The sequence below is a fragment of the Herbaspirillum sp. CF444 genome (assembly GCF_000282135.1).
GTDB lineage: Bacteria > Pseudomonadota > Gammaproteobacteria > Burkholderiales > Burkholderiaceae_D > Herbaspirillum.
Window position 1 is genome coordinate 16,813 of record NZ_AKJW01000110.1, and the last position, 23,866, is coordinate 40,678.

The 23,866-nt window shown below is 57.8% G+C and carries 17 protein-coding genes; 5 read left to right on the forward strand and 12 right to left on the reverse strand.

Features of this window, described 5'->3' with window-relative positions; all coding sequences use genetic code 11:
• Positions 1-8: 8 nt before the first annotated feature.
• From PMI16_RS22610 to PMI16_RS22630, 5 genes are all read right to left on the reverse strand, one after another.
• Complete coding sequence (locus tag PMI16_RS22610; protein ID WP_034381918.1) at positions 9-500, reverse strand: hypothetical protein; 492 nt, start codon at positions 498-500, stop codon at positions 9-11.
• A 116-nt stretch (positions 501-616) separates the two neighbouring features.
• Complete coding sequence (locus tag PMI16_RS22615; protein ID WP_007883975.1) at positions 617-1,066, reverse strand: hypothetical protein; 450 nt, start codon at positions 1,064-1,066, stop codon at positions 617-619.
• A 132-nt stretch (positions 1,067-1,198) separates the two neighbouring features.
• A complete protein-coding gene (locus tag PMI16_RS22620; RefSeq protein ID WP_007883976.1) occupies positions 1,199-1,648 on the reverse strand; it encodes a hypothetical protein in 450 nt (149 codons plus the stop codon).
• Positions 1,649-1,650: 2 nt separating this feature from the next.
• Positions 1,651-8,799: a two-partner secretion domain-containing protein gene (locus PMI16_RS22625; protein WP_007883977.1), complete on the reverse strand. Its 7,149-nt coding sequence runs from the start codon at positions 8,797-8,799 to the stop codon at positions 1,651-1,653.
• A 24-nt stretch (positions 8,800-8,823) separates the two neighbouring features.
• A complete protein-coding gene (locus tag PMI16_RS22630) occupies positions 8,824-10,512 on the reverse strand; it encodes a ShlB/FhaC/HecB family hemolysin secretion/activation protein (RefSeq protein ID WP_007883978.1) in 1,689 nt (562 codons plus the stop codon).
• A 247-nt stretch (positions 10,513-10,759) separates the two neighbouring features.
• On the opposite strand from PMI16_RS22630, the gene PMI16_RS26120 reads away from it, so the two are divergent.
• The 3 genes from PMI16_RS26120 (at position 10,760) to PMI16_RS22640 (ending at position 12,834) form a co-directional block, all read left to right on the forward strand.
• Positions 10,760-10,927, forward strand: a complete 168-nt coding sequence (locus PMI16_RS26120; protein ID WP_157212764.1) for a hypothetical protein — start codon at positions 10,760-10,762, stop codon at positions 10,925-10,927.
• An 86-nt stretch (positions 10,928-11,013) separates the two neighbouring features.
• Positions 11,014-11,601, forward strand: a complete 588-nt coding sequence (locus PMI16_RS22635; RefSeq protein ID WP_034381928.1) for a flavin reductase family protein — start codon at positions 11,014-11,016, stop codon at positions 11,599-11,601.
• A gap of 297 nt (positions 11,602-11,898) precedes the next feature.
• Complete coding sequence (locus PMI16_RS22640; RefSeq protein WP_007883981.1) at positions 11,899-12,834, forward strand: alpha/beta fold hydrolase; 936 nt, start codon at positions 11,899-11,901, stop codon at positions 12,832-12,834.
• 136 nt (positions 12,835-12,970) lie between these two features.
• On the opposite strand, the gene PMI16_RS26725 is transcribed toward PMI16_RS22640, so the two are convergent.
• Entirely contained in the window at positions 12,971-13,102 is a 132-nt protein-coding gene (locus PMI16_RS26725; protein WP_272942505.1) for a hypothetical protein, read from the reverse strand.
• Between the two features lie 253 nt (positions 13,103-13,355).
• On the opposite strand from PMI16_RS26725, the gene PMI16_RS22650 reads away from it, so the two are divergent.
• Positions 13,356-14,393 (forward strand): 5'-methylthioadenosine/S-adenosylhomocysteine nucleosidase family protein, encoded by a 1,038-nt coding sequence (locus PMI16_RS22650; RefSeq protein WP_007883983.1) that lies wholly within the window; start codon positions 13,356-13,358, stop codon positions 14,391-14,393.
• A gap of 250 nt (positions 14,394-14,643) precedes the next feature.
• Here the strand turns inward: PMI16_RS22650 and PMI16_RS22655 are convergent, their stop codons facing one another.
• Both PMI16_RS22655 and PMI16_RS22660 read right to left on the reverse strand, forming a co-directional pair.
• A complete protein-coding gene (locus PMI16_RS22655; RefSeq protein ID WP_007883984.1) occupies positions 14,644-15,918 on the reverse strand; it encodes a glucarate dehydratase family protein in 1,275 nt (424 codons plus the stop codon).
• Positions 15,919-15,965: 47 nt separating this feature from the next.
• On the reverse strand, positions 15,966-17,282 hold the full coding sequence (locus tag PMI16_RS22660) for an MFS transporter (RefSeq protein WP_007883985.1): 1,317 nt from the start codon (positions 17,280-17,282) through the stop codon (positions 15,966-15,968).
• Positions 17,283-17,537: 255 nt separating this feature from the next.
• Here PMI16_RS22660 and PMI16_RS22665 point away from each other — a divergent pair, with 255 nt between their 5' ends.
• Positions 17,538-18,248, forward strand: a complete 711-nt coding sequence (locus PMI16_RS22665) for a GntR family transcriptional regulator (protein WP_007883986.1) — start codon at positions 17,538-17,540, stop codon at positions 18,246-18,248.
• A 116-nt stretch (positions 18,249-18,364) separates the two neighbouring features.
• Here the strand turns inward: PMI16_RS22665 and PMI16_RS22670 are convergent, their stop codons facing one another.
• From PMI16_RS22670 to rdgB, 4 genes are all read right to left on the reverse strand, one after another.
• Positions 18,365-20,401, reverse strand: coding sequence for a putative bifunctional diguanylate cyclase/phosphodiesterase (locus tag PMI16_RS22670; RefSeq protein ID WP_007883987.1), 2,037 nt, complete (start codon positions 20,399-20,401; stop codon positions 18,365-18,367).
• A 4-nt stretch (positions 20,402-20,405) separates the two neighbouring features.
• Entirely contained in the window at positions 20,406-21,338 is a 933-nt protein-coding gene (locus tag PMI16_RS22675; protein ID WP_237719927.1) for an HDOD domain-containing protein, read from the reverse strand.
• 408 nt (positions 21,339-21,746) lie between these two features.
• Positions 21,747-23,000, reverse strand: coding sequence for a radical SAM family heme chaperone HemW (gene hemW / locus PMI16_RS22680; RefSeq protein ID WP_034381930.1), 1,254 nt, complete (start codon positions 22,998-23,000; stop codon positions 21,747-21,749).
• Positions 23,000-23,584 (reverse strand): RdgB/HAM1 family non-canonical purine NTP pyrophosphatase, encoded by a 585-nt coding sequence (gene rdgB / locus PMI16_RS22685; RefSeq protein ID WP_007883990.1) that lies wholly within the window; start codon positions 23,582-23,584, stop codon positions 23,000-23,002. The genes hemW and rdgB overlap by 1 nt, the downstream gene beginning before the upstream one ends.
• Positions 23,585-23,866 lie beyond the last annotated feature (282 nt).

Consider the following 23,866-nt stretch of genomic DNA (forward strand, 5'->3'; position numbering starts at 1 on the left):
TCGCCATCCTATTTGCAAAATGCATAGAGCTTGCAAGGGAAGAGTTCAACAGGAACCACGTTTTCTGGATCGGTTGTATTGAGAAACTGCGTCTTACATTGGGACGCACTCCAAAATTCCGTCGACTTGATGGCTGAGACGACAAGCAAATAGGTATTGTCGGGCTTGGGTTTAAAGATAGCCTCAAAATGACAAGCCTCTCTCTTGGTCACCATCCAGTCAGCATTGAGCAACATTGCACGCCCTGGCGTGGGCGCAGGCATTTTTCTGCCAGAATTTTGCTTGCCACTCCCCTTAGTGAATCCCTTTGAGCGATCACAATCATTGATGAACGATATCCCGCAATCGGTAAAACCCAACGTCGTGTAGACGCCGTACGAATCAGGATCCGATATCTGCAAGGTGGCTGCCGGGCCGACAACCGGTTTTTGGCCCCCCGAGGCGCAGGCAGTACAGATAACAACGCAGATAGTGATCAGTAAGTATTTCAGAATTTTCATGTGGATTTAATTTGGATGATCAACGCAGTCACTGATCTATTGAAAAAATTTATCGATCCGTTTTTCGCCGACCGCGCGCTTCAAATACTAGAAAATCGTAGCCTATAGAAGCCAAATTACCTTGGCGCATGCCAGAAGAATTCAAAACCTTGTTTGTTACGAATAGCGTAGACCTCTTCAGATTGAAACGATAAAACAAACTGCATGGGTGAGATGGTTGCCAATTTTTCTAGAAATGCATACACATCTTCTACAAACTCAGTGTAGTGCGCATTATTGATGCGGAAAACAATTACATATTGCACTTTAAAATTACACCCATGTCGTCCTTCCGCATAGAGTTCCCCCAACTCAACGCGTTTATACAAATAAAAATGAGATCGAGATTTTGAAAAGAATCCATCAAATTTTTCTTCTTTAGCAACGTATTTAGCTAAAAAATCATTCTCGTTCCTTTTTTTCATCGTGTTTTCAAAGTCCTCTACTCCGACCGCTCTTACCGCGTCCTCAAGCGCTACCCAATCAGGAGAATTTCCCTCAAGTTCCAAACTCATATCCAAAGACATTTTTACCTCCCAATTACGACTACTTTACTGTCTTTGATTAAGATCAGTTGTCTTAATCCTGGTACAGGATTCCGTTGAAAATATTGCGCAACTTCACTGGTGCTCAGAGGTGAGCGCCGCAAAGTTACCGTATTACTTTGGCATATTCCAAAAGAATTCAAATCCTACTTTGTTGCGAATAGCTCTTACTTCTTCATATTGAAACGACAGTACGAATTGCATGGATGATAGTCCTGCCAATGTTCGCAAAAAATTATGAATGTCTTTTACGAATTCATCGTAGTAGGCATTGTTCACACGAAAGACAATGGTGTACTGCACTTTGAAATCGCAGTTGTGGTTTCCTTCGGAAATAATATCGTGTGAATTTTCAGATTTGCAAACGTAAAAAAGACTATGTGATTTTGCAAAATCACCTCGAAATTTCACTTCTTTAATTAGGTGCTTAGATAAAAATTTATTTTCTTCCTTTATCGCCATCGTGTTTTCGAAATTTTCTACTCCTGTCGAGATCATTGCATTTTCCAATGCATTCCAATCTGGATTGCATCCCTCAATTTCTAGAAACATATCTAAAGCCATTCTTATCTCCCCAGAACAGTGACCTTACCGTCTTTGATTAATACTAACTGCTTCAGGCCTGGCACTGGATTTCGCTGAAAATACTGAGCTACTTCGCTGGCATTTAACGATGAGTCTGTCAAATTCACCACAACATTCGATGCCTGTTGATTTAGCGGATCTGTCTTCTTTTCAACAGCTTGCCACACCGACTGCACATTTTTACTAATTGGAGCGTACACATCCGCTACTTCTCCGTTGATTTTTAAATCAGGTTGCTTTTGATTCGTACGTCCCTGATTGTTTGGTAATTGCTCAACATTTAGCCCATGCTCTGACAAAATTACAGCCGTTTCATTTTGCCGATTAATGCCACGAATATCTTCTTTTGATGCGTTCGTTCTCGGCGCTTCCGCCTCACCAATCAACGTTCCTTTAGCCAGAGCCAAAGTGCGTTCACCATTATTAAATGTCGAACTATCTGGACTAACTTCGCCCCCGTCATAGGAACCTGTCCGAACAGGTGGCTTTCCTTCAGTTGCCACCTCACCATTCAATGGCTTAACACTATTTTTTAACGCTGTTCCCGCAGCCCCCGCCATGACCGCCGGAATTGCCCCTGTCGCCAACTGCTTGGCCGCATTGGCCAACCGAATTTTCTCACGTTCGTTATAGGTAGCCAGCTCTTGCGCCGTTGGATTATCCGGTTTCAGATTATCCCCCATCGTGTTCCAATAGAAGTCACGATAGGCCTGATCGTTGCGATACTGACTGTAGACGCTGCTGTTGTTGAAGTCATTACCTGTGGCTTTGAACAGCGTCTGCTGTTGTCCACGATCATCAGTGAAAGTATCTTTCGCGTTCTGCGCAATGTATTGCTTTGCAGCGTTGTAGAGCAAGCGCTCTTCACTTGTCTGTAAGCCAAGCTGATTACCATTGGTCGTTTGATTGGTGCGATCTACGTCGCCTTCACCGGCCATGGTCAGATAACGTAACGCTTCCTGATCGCTGACAGGACGTCCTAGTTTGTCACTCAGGACTTGTGCAGCAGTTTTCTTATTTTTCTCAAGCCAAGAAATTTCTCTTGGATGCAACTGTCTGTTATACCGCTCCGCATCCAATGCCGTCGCACCACCAGCAAGCGCCGCATTGCCATCCCCGCCAACAACACCGCCAATGACAGCTCCCGTAATCAATGAAGCCCACTGCTGAATCACCTTGCGCTGGTTCGCGCGCTTGGTATCTTCAATCTCGTCGCCTGTCGGTTGCAAGCCGGGTTGAGTTGCGAGGTAATTTGCAATCTGCGTACCTATCCATTCCGTCCCTGCTGCTGCCGCAGCGCCGGCAAGGGGGCTGCCGCCGGCGAGTCCGGCCTGCAAGGCGCCCAACGCACCATGCAACGCCATCTTTTCCGGACTGCCGTCTTTCAGGTTCAACGCCTGGCTCAGGTCGCCGATGGCGCGGTTGCCGACTTCTCCTAACACGCGCCCCATCTCTTGCTGTTCTGCGACCTTCTTCGCATCGAAGATGCGGTCCAGCGATTGATTGGCGTTGGCGGTATCCCGGCTGAGTCCTTGCGTACTATCTTGCCCAGTGACCTGATCGTTCTTGACGGTGATGGTACCGGCGGCAACGGCGCTCTTCGTCGTGCTGTCCTTGCTCTCGCTGGTAGGGACACCGACACCCGGCAATATGCTCGTCGGCAGTGTCGGCCCCATGCCGCTGACCCCGCTGCTGCCTCCGCCACCAAAACTCACGCTGGCGGAAATGGCGTTGTAGCTCGCTTCGTTCTTGAGGTCGGTGTGACCCAGGGTATTGGTGGTGAGTTGGTTCTTGTCCACACTGGCCTGGCTGTCGATCTTGGCGCCGTTCAATTGCGTGTGGTTGCCGACGCTGATGTCGAAGCCGCCTTGTCCGGCATTGAGTCCGGTTTGCTCTTGCACGCTCTTGTAGTCGCTGCTGGTCCGGCTGTAGTTCAGGCTGCCGGAAACGCCGCTGTCGTTGCCGAAGGCATAGCGGCCTTCGATCTGACCGCCGATTTGTTTTTGGCGGTAGCTATCCGTGTCCTGCTCGCTGGTCAGCGTGAGGTTGCGGCCTATCGCGGCCTTGATCTGGTCGGCGGTGGCGATGGTGCCTGTCAGCGTGGCATCGCGACCGGTCTTGATGGTGAGCGCCTTGTTGGCGTCGATGGTCGTTTCTACGTGCGTGACATTGGCCAGCTCGGTCGAGCTTTGCCGATAGTCGAGGGAACCATAGATGCCCAGGCCGCCTTTGGCGCCGCCGTTGCCTCCCATCGAACCGCCTGCATACAAACCGACTTCGGCATCCAGTCGCCGATAGCTATCTTCGGTATGGCTGACGGCCTGCTGGCTTTCAGAGACAAGGTCACGCTTGGCATCGAGGGTGATGTTGTCGCCGGCGAGCGAGCTGCCTTTGAGATGGATGTCTCCCTGATCCGGCGTTGCGTCACCGCGGGCGGTGATGGTCAGATCGCCGCCGGCGGCGACCTGGCTCTTTTGCACCGTGTCGACGTGCGTCACGCTGAGGCTTTCTTCACGCGTGGTGCCGATGCCGATTGAAACGCGTCCGGACAAGCCGCCGCTTCCGGATTGAGATTTCTGCGCTGTTTCGATGATTTGCGCGAGGTCTCTGGCTGCATAAGCCGCCTTTGCCGCATACAGGGCTTTCAGGCGCGGGTCGTTGACTTGCTGCCCTCTGCTGGTGGCCGCACGCAAGGCCATCGCAGCATCCGTGACATTGCTCTTGGCGCCAAGGCGAATGCCGGTCGACTCGGTGTACGTCAGCGTGCGGGTGTCCAGCGTATCGACCACCGCTTTGACGTCGACATTGCGACCGGAAATGCTGACGTTTTTATCTGCTTGCAATTGTGTGCCGACCAGGCCGACGTCTCTTCCGGCCTGGATGGTGACGCTGCCTGTTTGGCTGCCAATTGTGGACAGATTATGGACCACGGACGTTTCAGTCTGCTCCAGGCCTTTGGTCTGCTTGCCGACGCTGATGCTGTTGTTGCCGCTCATCAGGCCGGACTTGGTTTCGATGCTCTTGAAATAGCGCTGGTCGACGTCTTGTGACGCAGTGATGTTGATGTCATTGGCTGCTGTCAGCGTAACGTCTTTGGCGCCGACAATATTGCTGCCCACGACGTTGAGATTATTGCCGACCTGTACTTTGACGCTATCGCCGGACAAGGTGCTGCCGACATTGCTCGTGCTGTCGTTATTTCTTTGCGAACGACTGGTGTACGACGCCATGAATCCCTTGGAGGTGGTGTAAATCGCCTGGTCGATGCTGCGTTCTTCTTGCGCAGTCCCAAGATTGAGATCTCGACCCGCTACCACTTGCAATGCGCCACCGGCATTGGCATAGGCCGCCTGGGCATTCACATCCTGCATCGCTGCAAGCGTCAATGCCCCGCCTGTGCCGATGGCGGTCCCGGACACCTGCGTGGAGGTTGTATTCAAATGATTGTCCGCGTTGAAAGTAACGTTGTAGCTGTCTTGCGTCTTGACCGTAGTCAGATTCAGGTCGCGCCCGGCGACAATGCCGGCGTCGCCGGTGGTGTTGAGGGCTGCCGCGATCAGGTTTGCGTCACGCCCTGCCTGTACTGTCAGTTGTCCGGCATTGATGTTGCTGACCCGATCAATCTTGGTGTTGAGCCCATCGGTCGCCATATTCGACGCCGTCGTGGTTTCCAGTGTTACGTCGCGCCCTGCAAGGATGCCGACGCGATTGCCATTGATGCTGCCGCTGCTGACGACATCATTGGTGGCACTCAACGATACCGTTCCCGCTGCATCCGAACTCTGGATACTGCCGGTATTCCTGATATCGGTGGCCTGCACGATCATGCTGTTCGATGCCAGCAACGTACCACCGTTATTCAGCGTGCCGTTGACGGTCAGGTTGATGTCCTTGGCAGAGACCAGGCCACCGGTGGGAGCGATGTCTTCCGTATTCACCCGGCTCAGATAGACCACGGGCACCAATGCCGAAGTTTGCGTTCCGTCCGGCAGCGTTACTTGCTGCGCCACCAGCCAGACGATGTCGGAGGTCAACGCCGCCATCTGCGTGTCCGTCAGCGCGATACCGGGGGTAAGCTGGAAGCGCGCCGCACTGGCCACGCCGGCATCCATCAAGGCTTTGTATTGATCTTCGGCCGTGGCGTAGGCCGCCAACGTGCGCTTGCCGGTCAGCTCGGTGATCTGGTCGCCGATCACTTTCTGCTCATAGAAGCCGTCGCCGAGACGTTTTTGTATGGTCTGCGGGTCAAGCGCCAGGCGACTTAGCATGTAGTCGCTGGAGATGAAGGTTTTATAGTCGGTGAACCTGGGATCGGTCTCGATTACGTAGGTTTGCCCCGGGCGGAACAAGCCGTTGCTGGGGATCACCAGATGCGGCAAGGGCGCGGCGGTCATGCCGCTGCCGGCATTTGGCGTGCCAGCGATGACGGCGGCATTAGCGATGCCTGCCGGCGCAGTGTTCTGCTGCACGCTCGCCACCGATAGGTCCATCGTTGTCGATGCCTGCACATTATCGTAAGCAGCGCCGCCTTGATTGTAAGTGTAGTAGTTGGTATGCGGATGGCCGCTGACCCAGTGATAGTAGTTTTCCCCGGCGGTCATGTGCCAGACGGTGGTCTCGGTGCCCGTGGCGCCGATATTATTAATTGCGCCCACCGACCCGCTCAGGGTGCCGCCTGCGACCATCATGCTCTTGTCGTTCGTCACGTTACCCGACAACAGCATGTTGCCGCCGGAGCTGATGCGTCCGGGATCGCTGCTCAGCACGACTGTTTTCTGAACAACCTCTGTGTAATCACGTTTGTAGAATTGCTCAAACCGATTGCCGTCCGGTATGACCAGAACAATACCGCCGCCACCGCTATCGCTCCAGCTGACTTGATCCGCGTTATACCAGGTATCGGGCGCCGCCCAATTCGCGTACTGCGTGACATGCCTGGTCAGCGCCGGATCATCCTGCACCGTCGTGCTGAAATGATTGTTTCGGTTGATCAACGAAACCGTTTGCAGGCTCAAGCTGCCGCCGGCATCGATGGTTGCCGACTCATTGATGATGCTTGATGCACTGCCTGTAGCCTGATTGTTGCTATCCAATGCACCGGCAATGGTCATGTCGCCCAGGCTTTGCAGCAATGCGTGTTCGCTATTGGTTACCTGTGCTGCGCCGATCTGCATGCTGTTGCGAGACGCCACCACGCCGGCAATATTGGTCGCGGGGTCGACATTGTTGGTAAACGTCTGCGCGCCCAGTACCACGTCTTCGCCGTAGATCCGCCCGGTATTGTTGAGCGTCGCAGTGGCGCGCACCATCGTCGTCGCGCCACTGTTGATCAGGCCCTGATTGTTGACACTGTCGGCTGTCAGACTCAGATTGCGCACGGCATTGAGCGTGCCGGTACCGGCGTTGGCGAAGCCGTTGGTCACCGCAATGTTCAGGTCGCGGGTGGCGCTGATGTCGCCGGTGTTGCTCAGCGTCGCAAACTGCAAGGAAAGATCGGTGCCGACGTTGATCTGCCCGCCGAGGTTGTTGTTCATCGCCAGCGCGCGCAACTGCACGTTGCCGTTGCCGCCGATCACGCCGCCGTTCGTCACCCGGGCTGCATTGGCATTGACGATCTGCGCACCGCCGTCAATCTGCGTCAGGCCGGTTCCGCTATTGGCGATGCGGCCGCTGGTGTTGTCGAGGCTTGCCGCCGCCAGCATCAATACCGCAGTGCTGCCGCCGGCTTCGATGCGTCCGCCGACATTCGTCAGCGCGCCAGTGGCGGCAACGTCAACACTGTTGCCGCTGCTGATCACGCCATTGGCGTTGGTCAGGTCGGCGCCTGCACGCACCGTCAGCGTGTCTTGGGCGTAGAGATTGCCGCCGGTGTTGTCTATGCCTGCCGTCGCCGTCAGGCTCAGGTTGCCGTTGGCGGCAGCGTTGCCGGACGCATCCACGCCGGCTGCGATCGAATTGGAAGAAGCTATGTCGTGCGCCTGCACCGTGACATCCGTCTGCGCAGCCAGTACCCCTGTGTTGCTGACGCTGCCCGCCGCATTAAGCTGCACCGCCTGCTGTGCATACAGGTTGCCGCCGTTGCTGACATCACCCTGGCTGTTGATCGCAATGTTGCCGCTTGCGGTGGTGCTGCCGTTAAGCGTGACTTTGCCGCTGTTGTCGATGCTGATGTCGCCGGCTTGCGCGGCGATCGTGCCGAGGCTGCGCACGCCGACGCCGGCTTCCGTGCCGACCAGGCGGATCTTGTTGGCGTACATCCCGCCCAGTTGCGCCAGGTCGATGCTGACCGTCGGCGCACTGCCTTGTCCCTGGATCACTTGCACGCCGAGGTTGGCGTAGTTCACCAGATTGGCGCCTGTCACGACGTTGAGTTGATCGCCCCACAACTGGCCGTTGACTTGCACGCTGCGTGCAATCAGGTCGACACGATCAATTCCCGCGCCATTTAAACCGCTGCCGTCGATCGTGATATCGCCGCGTGTCACGCGCAGATTCGACAGGCTGCCGTCTGCGGCGAATTCCGGCGTACCGGTGGTCAGCACCCCGCGACTGGTATTGATAAAGCCGCAACCGCTGCAGGAGATCCCGTTGGGGTTGGCAACAATGACTTCGGCTCTTTGACCGGCTACTTCAATATAGCCATTGAGCTGGCTTCGGGACGCGCCGGTCACTTCGTTGAGGATCATCCGCGCGCTACCATTGACTAGCGCTGGGTTACCGGCGATGTAACCGGCCTGCTGCGTCTGCGTCAAGGTACTTGCATTATTAAGAATCGCGCCGCCCTGGCCGACGTTGAACTGGTCGTAGCGATTGTGCGAAACACCTGCCGCGTTGGGCGTCACAATTTGGACCACTGGCTTGCCGTTGGCCGATTGATCAACGACGGGACGGCTGGCGGCGTTGCGATCGGCAACGATCTGCCCATGCACCACTGTCACGCCGCCGAACAAGACGGCAATCATCACGCCCAGTTGCGCAAACCGCATCCAGCCGCTTTTTACTGAAGACGCCAAAGGACCCGCACCGGTGCTTTCCGATGTGCTCTTGCCTTGGCTGGAGACGTTCTCTGCGACTGCCATGAGTACGCCGCGACGGACGTTGAAGATGATGCGGTAGGCTTGCTTGTTCATGTTGTTTTTCGTCTTGCTTGATAATCAATACTGGTAACTCACGCTGAAACCGGCTGCGGGCGTGGCGGTCTTGAGTCCGTCCGGTTTCACCAACGCCCAGCTGAGAAATGCGTCGTAACGCAGGCCGGCGACGCCGCCGCGCACACCTGCCGCGGCGCCGACCATCTTGTTGCCCAGCAGGTATTGGGCGCTGGGTCCGAATACGCGTCCGGCGTCGAGTCCGACATACACGGCCTGCTTGCTTTGCGCCAACGGCATTTCAAGCTCGTTTCTCATGTAAAAACCGCGCTCGGCCGCCAACGTCTGCTCGCCGTCGAAACCGCGCACGGTGTAGCGATTGCCGATGGAAAATTGTTCCGATTGAAACAACGCCGAGCGTGTCGCTTGCGCCCGCAAAGCGCCGATGTAGTTGAACGCTTGGCCGAACAGCTTGAACGGTGCATAGAGGCTGGCGTCGATCGTCTGCAAGGTGTAGCGGTAGGTCGGCGCATCGGGAGTGCGCGGTTCCAGATCCGGCTGGCCGTTGAACCACGACACGCCCCAGCGATTGGCCAGCGTCAGATTGAGCTGCGCGTCGCCGATATAGCGCGTGTGCACCCAGGCCAGTTCCGCAAAGGTCGTATTGCGTCGCTGCACTTCAAGTTCGGTGTCGTCGACGTAGGAATGGCTCCAGCGCTTCCCTACTTTGAATTGCCAGCTGTGCTTTTGGTATTGGTCGCGATAGAACAACTGCTGCGTCGTGAATTCGAGGTTGCGCGACTTGCCGCTCGAAACGAAAGTCTGAAAGAGACCGGCGATTTGCTGGTGGTAGTCGTAGCTGCTGGCGTAGACCGAGAAAGTCCAGTAGCCGTAGGGAATGGCGTAATAGAGATTGCCGCCGGTGGTGCCGCGTTGTCCGCCCTTGCGGTCCGCATCGGTGTTGACGCCGACATTGAAGAGGTCGTTGGCGCCGAGCGCGTTGTCCAGCGCGGCATTCACGCCCGTCTGCAATTTTCCTGTTCCTTTGGCGCCGCTGTCATCCAGGGAAACCGTCACCTTCCACGGCTTGACGCGCTTGACGGTGATCACAACGTCGCTCTCGCCGGGCAAGGCGCCGGGGATGATCTGCATGTCGACGTCCTGGCTCGGCACCCGCTTCATCTGCTCAAGGCCTTGCTCGATGTCGTGCAGGTTGAGCAACTGACCGGGGCCGGTCGGGAAGGCGTTTTTCCACGTACCGGACAACGACGGATCGGCAAAACGAATGGCGTGGATGACGCCCGGCACAAGGGTCAATATCAGCGTGCCGCTGGACAAGTCCTGCGCCGGAATCCCCAGGCGGGTCGTGCTATAGCCCTTGGAGAGAATCAGCGCGGTCAGGCGCTTGACGATGAGATTGAGGCCTTCTTTTCCGACGCAGGCGCCTGTGTACTTCTCCAGATATTCCTGAGCGAAGCGGAAAGAATCCTGCGGCAGTGCGCTGGCTCCCAATGCGCGCATGGCGGCAGGCAGTTGCTCAGGAACATGCAAAGAGAAATTGCTGATGGCAAAACAAGGAGATTCGGTCGGAAGGAACAAGGAATCCGGAGCAGCGCCGGCTGTTTGCAACTCAACTTTGGGTGCATGCGCCAGCCGCTCACGCTCGGCGGCCTCTGCGCGGGCGCGCCGACGTTGCTCTTCGCTCTCGGATGTCTGAACAGTCTGGGCGACAGCACCGAAGTGCATTGTGCCCATAAGTAAAAAGCTCGCGAAACACTTGCCACACCACAATTTTCTATTCTGGTAATACAAAACCACACCCCGGAAATTCTTATTTGTTCTTGGAATTTGTTGCCGGGCGGGATTTTATCCGCAGATCACATTCTTGATTTGCGGGAATGTTAGTTTTTGTGAAGAAGCATTAAAAATACAACAGCTCGCATTATTTTTACGGCTATTTAATTACTCCAATTCGGCAGAAAATTGAAAAAATATGCGATAGATGTATTTATACCAACAAAAACAATATACTAATCAGTATGCATCTTGGTTAAAAACAGGAATAAAAATGATGGCGGAAGCGGCATCAACGGCGAAACTTCAATCACTTACTCGCATTCAGGAAGTAAAGAAGCTGCTGGTGGAGACGCATGCGGCGGAGACTGCCTGATCCGAAGCGGTCACAGCAAGGCAGCTCCTGATCGGCCATAATTCATGTTCGTGAATGAACTGCGGAAACATCAGATGAACGAACAAATGGACGAACATATCTCCCCGGTTGCGTTGGAAAAGGCGTATCGACTGCTCAATCACGGCCCGACGGTATTGGTCTCGGCCGAGCATGACGGCGTCGACAACGTGATGGCGGCGGCATGGGCCTGCGCCCTGGATTTTTCACCGCCGAAGATTACGGTGGTGCTGGACAAGCAAACCAGGACGCGCGAGCTTGTCGAAAAAAGCCATCGTTTCGTGATTCAGATTCCCAATGCCGCCCAATTGGAATTGACCCAGGCGGTAGGATCGGCCAGCTTGTCGGACGAGCCTGAGAAGCTGCTGAACAGCGGCGTTGAACTGTTTCGCTTTGACGGGCACGAGATGCCGTTCGTCGCCGGCTGCTCTGCCTGGCTCGCCTGCAAGCTCATTGCGGAACCGCACAATCAAAACACCTACGACCTGTTCATCGGCGAAGTCGTGGCTGCATGGGCGGATGACCGCGTCTTTCAAAACGGCCACTGGAATTTCGAAAACGCAGATCCAAAATGGCGCAGCCTTCACTACATCGCAGGCGGTCACTATTACGCCATCGGCGAAGCGCTGGTTGCTGCGAACGGCGACGAACACTGACGCACCGGATTCTTCATCGCGCCGGATGCTCCCGGCGCGGCGAAGAGTTGTTTTTCTCGTCCTTCCCCCCCTTCCCCCCTTGTTTCGTACTGCCGTACACAGCCGAATGATGCGCTGAGGCCGGACGTCGTCCGACCAGTCGTCATTCCTCATGCAAATCACAAAAATCTGCATTCAATGTTCGCCGTTAATTTGGTTGCATTTTAAAACCAGTATTGATATAAATCATCTGGTTTTAAAATAAAACTAGAAAAGACACGCACTCAATCTCACATTCCCATAAGGAGCACACGTCTCATGATTCCCGCCAATGCCACGTTCAACAACAGCTTCCCGTTCACGCCGCATTTCAGCGACGCCTCCGGTTTCGCGATGCATTACGTCGATGAGGGCCCCCGTACGGCTGAAGTGGTGCTCTGCCTGCATGGCGAGCCGACCTGGGGATATCTGTTCCGCCATCTGATCTCTGCGCTGCGCGGCACGCATCGCGTGATCGTCCCGGACCACATGGGCTTCGGCAAAAGCGCCACGCCGCCCGACCGCAGCTATTGGCTGCAGGATCACATCGACAATCTGGAACGTTTCGTCCTGGCGCTGGATCTGCGCGACATCACGCTGGTGCTGCACGACTTCGGCGGCCCGCTCGGCATGGGGCTGGCGGCGCGGCATCCGGATCGCATTGCGCGCATCGTGTCAGCCAACGGGCCGACGCCTTTCGGCGTGCCTGGCGAGGTTGACCGCTTGCTTGCCAACGCCGCCGACGCGCCATGGTTCCAATGGATTGTCAAAGCTGCCGGAGATGGCAGCCTGGAAACGGTGCTGGGTCAACTCGGTTTCAATATCCTGAGCACGCTGAAGTTGAACGGCTTCGAAAACAATGCCGTCATCAATGACGCCTGGCTGTCGGCCTATGGCAGTCATTTCGCCAGCCCTGCCGATTGTCTCGGCGCCATCGGATGGCCCAAGGGCTTTACCTTGCAAGCACATCAATTCGAAGCGCCAGGTGCAGCCGCCCAAGAGGCGATACGCGCGAAACCGGCACTGGCGATCTGGGGAGATGCAGACCGGACATTGCAGGCAAAGCATTTCCTGCCGATCTTCAGCGCGTTGTTCCCGGCTGCGCCCATCCATCGCTTGCCGGGCGTCGGTCATTACTGCTTTGAGGATGCGCCGGAACGGATTTCGCAGTTGATTGCAGCGTTCCTGCAGCAGACACGCACTGCCGCAGCCTGACGCTGCAAGACGAAGTCAGCGCAGAGAGTCGGCCGAAAAAAATCGCCGCGCGCAAAGTTTTACGCGCGGCGATTTTGCGGGGACAGGGACGAGGACTGGGATGGCGAAGCGCCGAACCTGAGAGCGCCCTCCGGGACTATTCCGCCGGACGCACCGTCACGATGATCGGCGCCGTATTGTCGCCATTGCCTTGCTCCAGCGACTGGCGATAACGTTCGGATCGTTCCATGTTGATCTGATACTGTTCTTCCGCATGACGGTAAGCCAATTGTTCTGCGGGAGACCGGCTGCAGCCGCAGACTGCAAGAACGCAAACGACGAGAACCATGGACCGCCACATACCGCCTCCTGATTAATTATTTCTTTTCGGCAATCATATACCCAATATATCCGCGAGGCAATTTCTACGATAATCTCTTTCGGCCTGAAGCCGCGCCGGCGTTGACTTTCCATCAACACTGGCGAGATTCCCCGTTCTTCGGCATGCTCCAGTCTGTTCATCCCTCCCGAAAGGAAACGCCTTGTCCGCCCTGTCCTTCTTATTGAAAAAATTTGCCTGCGCGCTGCTGACCGGCGGCATGTTGCTGGCCGTAACCGGCGCCGCGCATGCGGAGCAGAAACGCTGCCTCAGCGAATGCAGGCCGCGCATCGGCATCGTCTCGGCTTTCGGCGCCGAGGCCGACATCCTGCTCGAACAGACGCAAAAGAAGCGCGACTGGCGCATCAACGGCAATCGCTTCACCACCGGCATCTTGCGCGGCAACCCCGTGGTGATCGTGCTCAGCGGCGTGAGCATGGTCAACGCCACGATGGTCACGCAACTGATGCTGGATCATTTCCATGTGGAGCGCCTGCTCATGAGCGGCATCGCCGGCGGCGTCAACCCGGCCAATCACGTCGGCGACGTGGTCGTGCCGGAAAGCTGGGCCATGCCGATGGAGGTGTATTGGAACGGCGACGGCAGCCTGCCCGCAGCTTGCGGCAATGCGGGCGACATCAGTTGCCTGGGATTGAAGCTGGCGACGGAAAACGGCAAGGCGCGTCCCGACTTCCGGTTCGATACACCTGGCGGCAAGCTCAGCAGCGGCCTGTTCATGCGCGACAGTTTTGTGATGAATGCGGCCAACGCACCGCAGGGCGAGTTCCGGTTCGAGTTCCAGGCCGATGCGCAGATGCTGGCCGTGGCGCGCGCTTTGCAGCCGGCGCTGGCGACGTGCGGGCCGAAGAATCCGTCGCTGTGCGTTGCCGTACAGCCGATGCTGAAAGTGGGCGGACGCGGCATTTCCGGTTCGGCGTTTCTGGCCAATGCCGGCTATCGCGCTTATCTGTACGATACGCTGCAGGCGCAACTGGTGGACATGGAGACCGCCGCTTTTGCGCAGGTCGCGTATGCCAACGGCGTCCCCTTCATCGCGTTTCGCAGCGTATCGGATCTGGCCGGCGGCAACGACTTCAAGGATGTCGGCGCCTTCTTCGGCAGCGGTCTGGCGGAGACCAACGAGGCGAACGTGACGCTGGCTTTCCTGGAGGCGTGGAAGCGGCGTACCGGCAAACCATGAGATTGGATTCACGGAAAACTTCGATGTAAAAAAGCGAAAGATGACTTCCAATGTCATTCAGTCAAGCTTAAAAATCCCAACTCACCATGACTGTCGTCCTGACGAAAGTCAGGACCCAGCGGCGTATCGACCGTCTTCACGACACTGGATCCCAGCGTTCGCCGGGACGACTGCTTGAGGAAAATAAGCTTAAATGAACGGCATTAGAAGATGACTTCCACTTTTTAAACACCATGATTCGAGGCTGTGTTCAGAACCTCGGCTTGACCGTCTTCCAGTCCGGCTTGTACTTGCGCATCTGGCGTACGTCGTCGCGTGAACGAATGCCGCAGCCGAGATACAAGTCGTGCAGTTTGGCCAGTTGATCGCGGTCCAGTTCCACCCCCAAACCCGGCGCGCGCGTGATGCTGACGCAGCCGTTGCGAATCGGCAGCTTGCCGCCCTTGATGACTTCTTCGTCGGCTTCCTGCCACGGATAATGCGTGTCGCAGGCGTAGGAAAGATTCGGCACCGCCGCTGCCACATGCGACATCGCCATCAGGCTGATGCCCAGATGCGAATTGGAGTGCATCGACACGCCCAGGCCGAAGGTATCGCACATCAGCGACAGCGTCTGCGTGTCGCGCAAGCCGCCCCAATAGTGATGATCGGCCAGCACGATCTGCACGCTGTTCAAGGCGACGCTGCGGCGGAATTCATCGAAATCGGTGACGACCATGTTGGTCGCCAGCGGCAGGCCGGTACGGCGATGCAGTTCGGCCATGCCTTCCAGTCCCGGCGTCGGGTCTTCGTAATATTGCAGATCGTCGCCCAGCAATTCCGCCATGCGCACGGCGGTGTCCAGCGACCAGTTGGCGTTGGGGTCGATGCGTAGCGGCGCGTTGGGGAAGGCTTTTTTCAGCGCCTTGATGCAGGCGACCTCATGCTCCGGATCGAGGGCGCCGGCCTTGAGCTTGATGCTCTGGAAACCGTTCTCGTTGATCATGCGGCGCGCCTGCGCGACGATCTGTTCTTCGCTCAGCGCTTCACCCCAGGCATCGGGCCGGTACGGGCTGTCGACGTGTTCCGCGTATTTGAAAAACAGATAGGCGCTGAACGGGATCTCGGTACGCACGGCGCCGCCGAGCAAGTCGACCAGCGGCACGTTCAGGTAGCGCGCCTGCACGTCGAGCAAGGCGACTTCGAACGCCGAATAGGCATTGCTGACGGCTTTGCCGGCGTGCGAACCGGGGGCCAGCTCGGCGCCCGCGTTACTTGCCGGCGACATGCCCGCCACGGTGGCTTTGACGATGGCGCGCAAGCCGTTGAGGTTGAACGGATCGAGGCCGATCATCTGCGTCTTGACCTTGTCCAGCACGGCCAGCGCGGGTGCGTCGCCATAGCTTTCGCCGAGGCCGACATGGCCGTTGTCGGTTTCGACTTCGATGATGGAACGCAAGGCGTACGGCTCATGGATGCCGCTGGCATTGAGCAAAGGGGCATCCTTGAATGCGATCGGGGTGACGGTGACGCGTGTGATCTTCATGTGTTGGTTCCGTGTTTGTGTGTCTGTCGGTGCCTGTCAATAACAAATCATTTCTTGCCGGCCTGCGCCGTGGTGCGCGCGAAAAACACCACGATCGCCGCGACCACCGAAGTCGCCGCCAGCGCGTACAAGCCGCCTTCGATGGAGCCGGTCTTTTGTTCAAGAAAGCCGAAGGTGGTCGGCGCGACGAAGCCGCCCAGATTGCCCAGCGAGTTGATCAGCGCGATCACGGCGGCGGCGATGCGCGCATCGAGGTAAGACTGTGGAATCGGCCAGAACAGCGAGGATGCAGCCTTGAACCCGACCGCGGCAAAGCAGATCGAGACGAAGGCGAACACCGGTCCGCCGAAGGTCGACACATACATGCCGATCGCCGCAATGATCAGTGCCGCCGCGGCCCAGGCCTGCTGGAACTTGAAGCGCGCGGCCAGGCTGGCGAACAGATACATGGCGACGATGGAAATGATCCAGGGAATCGAATTGAACAGTCCGACCTGGAAGTCCGAATACGTGCCCATCTTGCGGATGATGCTGGGCAGCCAGAAGGTCGCGCCGTAAATCGTCAGCGAGATCGAGAAGTAGATGAAGCAGAAGATGACGATCTGGCTGTCGCGCAGCAGCGTCCATGCCGAGATGTGCGCCGGCTTGGTCTTCTCGCGTTCGGCCTGCTCGGCGGCGATCGTGCCGGTGATCAGGTCGCGCTCGCCCGGCGTCAACCATTTGGCGTCGGCCGGTCGCGAATCGAGCCAGAACCAGACGAAGCCGCACAGCACGACGGAAGCCAGGCCTTCGATGATGAACATCCATTGCCAGCCGTGCAGGCCGCCGCCTTCGATCTGCAGCAAGCCTCCGGAGATCGGCCCCGACAGGATAGACGCCAGCGCCGAGCCGCTGAGGAAGATCGCCATGGCCTTGCCGCGCTCGCCGTTGGGCAGCCATTGCGTGAAGTAATAGATCACGCCGGGAAAGAAACCCGCCTCCGCCACGCCGAGCAAGAAACGCAGCGCATAGAACGACATCTCGCCCTGCACGAAGGCCATCGCGGTGGCGGCGATGCCCCAGGTGAACATGATGCGGGTCAGCCAGGCCTTGGCGCCGAATTTCTGCAGCAGCATGTTGGACGGCACTTCGAAAATGGCATAGCCGACGAAGAACAAGCCGGCGCCCAGACCGTAGGCCGCCGTGCCGATGCCGATGTCGGCAGCCAGATGCGTGCGCACGAAACCGATGTTGACGCGGTCGATGTAATTGACGATGAACATGATGACAAACAGCGGCAAGACGCGCTGCTTGATCCTGGATACCGCCTGGTCGAGCGGCGACGCCGCCTGCCCTGCAATGCTTGCTGCCTGCGCTGTATTCACTGCCTGTCTCCTGCGTTTTTTGTATGAGAAAAGGCTGCTGCCTTTTGATTTAAAACATTAAAACACTAATATATTAGTGTGTCAATGCAAGTGAATTGCTTTATCATGCCGATAACAAAGAGGATCAGGTCGGCATCGTGCGGCATTTCACGAAATGGATACGATATCTCCCCTGTATCTCGACCGCATCGCCGTCTTTTTGCTTTAATGTCTGTATTGTCGTTGCCGGACCGGATTCACCATTTACGCTCATCCATGAATAGCCCTCTGCCCCAACCTCAGCTTCAGCGCCAGCATCAACTGGATCGCTCGCGCCACGCGGCGCCGCAGGTGTTCGAGCGCCTGCGCGAAGCCATCATCACGATGCAACTGACGCCCGGCACCGTCCTGTCGCGCGCCGAACTGGCCTTGCAATTCGGCCTCAGCCAGACGCCGATACGAGACGCCCTGATGAAGCTGGGGGAAGAAGGCCTGGTGGATATTTTTCCGCAGCACGCGACCGTGGTGTGCGCGGTGGATATTGCGATGGCGCGGCAGGCGCATTTCCTGCGCCGTTCGATCGAACTGGAAATCGTGCATACGCTGGCCTCGTCGCCCAATGGAGCGCTGGTGACGCGCCTGAAGAGCAGTATCGCCAACCAGGCGGCACTGGCCGAGAGCGGCGATTACAGCGAGTTTGTCGAGGCCGACCAAACCTTCCACCGGCAGATGTACGAGGCGGCGAACATTCCCGACCTGTGGACGATGGTGCGCCGACACAGCGGCCACCTGGATCGCCTGCGCGCACTGCACGTGCCTATCCCCGGCAAGGCGCATGCGGTGCTGCGCGACCATGCCGCCATCGTCGAGGCGATTGCCGCGGGCGATCCGGCGGCGGCGCAGGAAGCCCTGCGCGCGCACCTGTCCGGGACGCTGTCGCATCTGGACGATATCCGCGCGCGCTTTCCGCACTACTTGAAAGATTGAAGAAAGATCAGGGCCTGTGCACATTAAATCTGCGAGATGCGTTGCTGCGCCTAGGCAGTCAACGCCTGCCGCGCGTTCGCACTCGCAGATTTAATGTGAACAAGCCCTCGGGCCGATCAGACCGCCGCCGAAAACTTGCGGCCTTCGGTCAGCATGAGGTGGAAGTCGGCGGCAGGCACCGGACGCGAGAACAGATAGCCTTGCAATTCGTCGCAACCGGCTTCGCGCAGGAAGTCGAATTGCGCCATGCTTTCCACGCCTTCGGCGATGACCTTGTGGCGCAGCTGCTTGGCGATGCTGATGATGGCGCTGGCGATCGCGCAATCGTTGGTGTCTTCGGGAATGCCGGTGGTGAAGGAACGATCGATCTTGAGCGTGTTGATCGGGAAGCGCTTCAGGTAGGACAGGCTGGAATAGCCGGTGCCGAAGTCGTCCAGCGAGATCGCCACCCCCAGCAGGCAGACTTTTTCCATGATGGAGATCACGCGGTCGGTGCTGTGCATCAGCATGCTCTCGGTGATTTCCAGCTCCAGCCATTCGCCGGTCAGCTGATGACGGCTTAGCGCCGCCCTCACCCGATCCGGCAAGGAGCGCGTGAATTCGCGCGCGGTCACGTTGATGGCGATGCGGATCGGTTCCATGCCGGCATCTTTCCACTGGCGCGCCTGTGCGCAGGCCGCTTCCAGCACCCAGTCGCTGAGCTGGACGATGAGCCCGGTCTCTTCCGCGATAGGGATGAAGTCGCCCGGCAACAGCAAGCCGCGTTCCGGATGCTGCCAGCGCACCAGCGCTTCGGCGCCGGTGATCTGGCCGCCGACCAGATTGATCTTCGGCTGGTAGTACAGCAGCAGCTCGTCGTATTCAAAAGCGTGCAGCAGGCCGGTTTCAATACGCAGCAGGTCGAGCGTATTGCGGTTCATCTCTTCGCTGTAATACGCGTAGCCGCCTTCATTGTTCTCGCCGCCCTGCTTGGCCCGGTACATGGCGATGTCGGCCAGGCGCAGCAAGGTTTCGGTATCGGAGGCGTCTTGCGGGTACATGCTGATGCCGATGCTGGCGCCGACGCGCAGTTCGTGGCCGTCGATGAAGAACGGCTCGTCGAACAGCGCGATCAGTTTTTGCGCCACGAAACCGGCGTGGTAATCCTTGTCGATATCGAACAGCGCGATCGCAAATTCATCGGCGCCCAGGCGCGCCACCACGTCTTCGTCGCGCAAAGCCTTGCGCAGGCGGATCGCCACTTCCACCAGCAGCATGTCGCCGGCAACGTGGCCGAGCGTGTCGTTGATCGGCTTGAAGCGGTTCAGGTCGATGAACATGATGCAGCCGTAGACATTGTCCTGTTGCGCCGCCACCAGCGCCTGGTCGACCGTGCGCGTGAGCAGCGTGCGGTTGGGCAAACCGGTCAGTGAATCGTAATAGGCCAGGTGGTGGATCAGCTTTTCGGCGTTCTTGCGTTCGGTGATGTCGTTGATGTAACCGATCATGCCGATCGGCTGGCCGTGCTGGTCGCGCATGACCGACAGCGACAGGCTGGCCCAGAAGGCCTCGCCCGACTTCTTGCGGCGACGCACTTCCATCTCGCGGCCGCCTTGCGACAGGAACATGTCGTTGAGCGAGGTATCGTCTTCGTCCTCGTTCTCGTAGAGGAACAGGACATTGCGTCCGATGGCTTCGATCGCGGTGTAGCCGAACAGTTGTTCCGCGCCGCGGTTCCAGCTGGTGATGAAGCCGGCCTGGTCCATCGTGATGACGGATTCGTGCATCTGGTTGAGGATCTGCGCCTGCTGCTCCAGCTTGGATTCGATCTGGTCCAGCACGCGGCTGCGCTTTTCGGTGTCGGCGCGGTTTTGCAGCAGACGGCCGGTCAAGGCGGCGAAGGACGCCAGGCGGGCGATCTCCGTATCGCCGAACGCCATATCGGCCGCCGGGAAAGCATAGTGGCCATACAGCAAGCCGTCATGCGCGACGATTTGCGCCAACTGCGCATTCTCCAGCGGCGCTTCGGAAAAATAGCGACCGCCTGCCCGGCCGAGAAAAACCGAGACAATTTCGCTCAACGCATCATGCAATGCCAGGCCTTCCAGGCCCAGCACTGCATCAAGCAGGGCCGAGCAGCAGGCGAGATCATTGCTGCTGAGCATGGCGATCATCGTATCAGGCCTCGTGACTGACTTTGGATGCCCAACGATAGGCTTGTATCAAACTGCGGCAGTATCCTTCCGGCGTCACGCCGGCCGCAACCAGGTCGGCGTGGCGCAACGGGATGCGGCCGTACTCGGCGCGCTCCACCACGTCCAGCAAGCGTCCCAGCCGTCCACGCCGTTGCATCAGGGCGTCGAGGGTGTCCTGCGGCAGTTTGAGCGGCTCGATGATCAGTCGCAGCGGCATCGCCAGCAACACATCCAGCAGCGAGAACATGCCGACGATGAAGGCGCGGTCCTGTTCGTCGCGATCGCCGCCCATTTGCTGGCACATGGCTTCCATCATGGCGGCCCGTGCCGCGGCGCGCGGCAGCAGCGGATTGGCCGACTCGTCGCCGGGGAAACGCGCATACAGCAACAATTGCAGCCAACGCTGCAACTGGCGACGGCCCAGCAAATTGATGGCTTGCGTGAAATTGGTGATGTGCGCGGAAAAACCGAAAGCGGCCGAACTCACCAGTTTGAACAACTGGTAGGACAAGGCCGGGTCCTGCTTGAGCAAGGCTTCCAGCTCGGGCGCGTCGGCGTCGTGCGAGACCAGTTCGAGCAACTTCAGCAGGCGGCCGCGCGAAATCGCGTCCTTTTGCGTGACGGCGGAAGACGGCAACAAGGGATATTCGCCGCTGAACCAGCGGAAACCTTCGGCGCGGCAGGCGTCGAACAGCACCGGATCGGGTACGTTTTCGGCAATATGCGGACCGCGCAGGCTGGTGAGCCAAGTGCCGGCTTCCGGCTGAATGCCGGCGCTGCAATCCAGCGAGATCGACTCCACGTATTCGGAAAACAGCGCCATGCGCGACGGCAGGCCGTCGGCGATCAGGCCGTAGCCCAACTTGTTCAGGCGTTCCAGCAAAGGATGACGCGCCGCATCGACGCAGTACTCCACTGGAATGCGCAGGATCAGGTTGGTGTCTTTGGGCGGTGCGCCGAACTCGCCGGCAAACCGCTCGGGATTGGGGACGGTAAGAATGCAGGCAAGCCCATTAAGGGCCTCGCCGAGGCCAAATTCGTTGAAAAGCCGGGAAAAGAGATCACATCCGTTCTCATCGAACGGGGAAACATGAAGCGACAGAGCCGTCCATAGATAATGAACGTCTGCGACAGGCTGTAAAAATACGAGAGGAAAAGGAATGCTTTTATCCTGGACAGCCATTTTTGTATAGATGTCGCGGTGAGCAGCCGCAACATTTTTAATTAATTATTAACGATAAATAAGATTGTTTCCAAAAAGAATTCTTATCTAAATTCAAATATTTTCCTAATATACCCGATAAATCCCGACTTGCCTAAGCGATCATCCAACTAAAAACATCTCTTGCAAATCGTTCAGAAACCGGCGCCCCAGCTCGGTTGGCCGGATGTTCATGTGGTCGCGATACAGCAGGCCTTTTTTCTCGGCTTCGTTAAGTGCGGCGTCGATATTGTTGATGCCCATGCCGGTGCGTTCAGCGAACAGATTCGCAGGAAAACCGTCTTGCAGGCGCAACGCATTCAGCATGAACTCAAAGCCCAGCGCGTCGCGACCGATCTCCCCCTCCTCCTGAATGGCATTGCCGCTTCGCATCTTCTCCAGATAGGTTTGCGGATGCTTGTGACGCATTTGCCGCACGATGCGATGCGGAAACGACAATTTGGAATGGGCGCCGGCGCCGATGCCGAGGTAGTCGCCGAACTGCCAGTAATTCAGATTGTGACGCGCCTGGTGTTTGGGCCTGGCGTAGGCCGAGACTTCGTAATGCTGGTAACCGGCTGCGGTGGTCAGTGCAGTGATCATGTCCTGCATGTCGGCGCTGGCGTCTTCGTCGGGCACCGCCGGCGGATATTTGGCGAACAGCGTGTTCGGCTCCAGCGTCAGGTGGTACAGCGACAGATGCGGCGGCGCGCAATCGATGGCGGTGCGGATATCGCGGCGCGCCTCTTCGACGCTTTGCGACGGCAAGGCGTACATCAGGTCGAGATTGAAGTTGTCGAAGTTGGCATGGGCGATCTCGACCGCCTTGCGCGCCTGGTCGCCGTCATGGATACGACCGAGTGCCGCCAGGTGCGTGGAGTTGAAACTCTGGATGCCGATCGACAGGCGGTTGATGCCGCTGGCGCGGTAAGACTTGAATTTCTCCGCCTCGAAGGTGCCGGGATTGGCCTCCATCGTGATCTCGATGTCGACGTCCATGGGCAGCAAGGTACGGATGTCCGACAGCAGGCGATCGAGACCGGCCGCCGACAACAGGCTGGGCGTGCCGCCACCGATGAAGACGGAGTAAATCTTGCGGCCCCAGATCAGCGGCAGCGCCGATTCGAGGTCGGCGCGCAAGGCGTCGAGATAGGCGTCTTCCGGGAAGCTGCCCTTCACTTCATGCGAATTGAAATCGCAATACGGGCACTTCTTCACGCACCACGGGAAATGCACATACAGCGACAGCGGCGGCAAGGCCGTCAGTTGCAGGCTGCCGGGCTTCAAAAACGCCAGCGCGGCTTGCGCCGGACCGGGTTGATTGGACTGGCCGGCGGTCGACGACAAATCGACGCCGACTGGCTTGATCGGAATAATCATCGCAGCTTCTCTACCAGCGCGCGCAACGCCTGGCCTCGGTGCGAATGGGCGTTCTTCTCCGCAGCAGTCAGTTGCGCGGCGGTTTTGCCCAGCGCCGGCAGCAGGAAATACGGATCGTAGCCGAACCCGCCCTCGCCGCGCGCATCCGCCACGATTTCGCCGTGCCAGGAACCGTCGGCGATCACCGGCTGCGGATCGTCGGCGTGGCGCACGTAGACCAGCACGCAATAATAGTAGGCGGACTTGTCGGCATGCGCCGCCAGATCGGCGATCAGCCTGGCGCTGTTGGCGGCGTCCGACTTCGGTTCGCCGGCATAGCGCGCCGACCAGACACCTGGCGCACCGCCCAGGGCATTGACGCACACGCCGGAATCGTCGGCCAGCGCCGGCAAACCGGTCAGGCGCGAGGCATGGCGCGCCTTGGTCAGCGCGTTTTCGACGAAGGTGGCGAACGGCTCTTCTGCCTCGGGAACGTTGAACTCGCCTTGTGGACGCACGTCCAGGCCGATTTCGCCGAGCAAGGCGCCGAATTCTTTGAGTTTTCCCTGATTATTGGAGGCGAGAACGATTTTTTGTGTCATGACGGATAAAGCGCAAATTGCTGCGGATGGATGGCAAACGTAAAAACGCCATGTCCGCGGATAACGGACATGGCATGTCGGGATTGTAAAAGGATTCCGGCCAAGCTGCTGAGACTCTGCTTATACCGGACATTTCACTTCAGGCCTGTTTTTGTACCAGGGCCTGTTAACAATCAATTTGCGAATGCGAACGCGCGGCAGGCGTTGACTGCCTAGGCGCAGCGACGCGTCGTAGCGGTGCTACCGAAGTTGCAACCCCTGGAGCTGCAACAACGGCAGGCG